Annotated in this window: 1 pseudogene; it reads left to right on the top strand. The window is 54.7% G+C overall.

The features are described from left to right. Positions 1–653, top strand: a pseudogene (locus tag R7O13_RS27885) (hypothetical protein); the annotation flags it as partial.

Consider the following 653-nt stretch of genomic DNA (forward strand, 5'->3'; position numbering starts at 1 on the left):
ACTTCAAGCCGCTTTGATGGCCAAACCGTGAGCGTAGAAATCAAAGCGCAAGGCAGTGAAACGGTTATCGCCAGCGGCAGTGCCACGGTACAAAGTGGTGGCGCTTGGACGAGCAACGCGATGGACATCAGTGGTGAGCCAAATGGCACCTACACCGTGGTGGTGACGGGGACCAATGCCTCGAACGTGGAAGCAACAGAAAGCACAAACTTCACGTTGGCACAGGCATTGCCAACCTTGAGCAACGCGACCTTCAATCCAACGCATCAAGCGGAAGGACAAAGTGTTACGGTCAGACTAGAGTTCGATAAAGCGCTGCAAGCAGCAAGCGCAGAGCTGGGTGGTTCCGCCGTCACACTGACTAAGACAGTGGATGCGAAAGTCTGGACCGGTGATGTTGTGGTGCCAGTGTCGTCAGAGCTGACTGTTGGATTGGTGGTGAAAGATTACCAAGACCTTTCGGGGAATACGGGTGCAGAAGACCGCAGCCACTCGATGCCGATCACACCAACCTTGGCGATCACGCCAGTAGGCAATGTGGATAGCAGTAACGCCGCCGCATTGCAAATCACTGGCACTTCAAGCCGCTTTGATGGCCAAACCGTGAGCGTAGAAATCAAAGCGCAAGGCAGTGAAACGGTTATCGCCAGCGG

Source organism: Vibrio sp. Y176 (assembly GCF_033438945.1).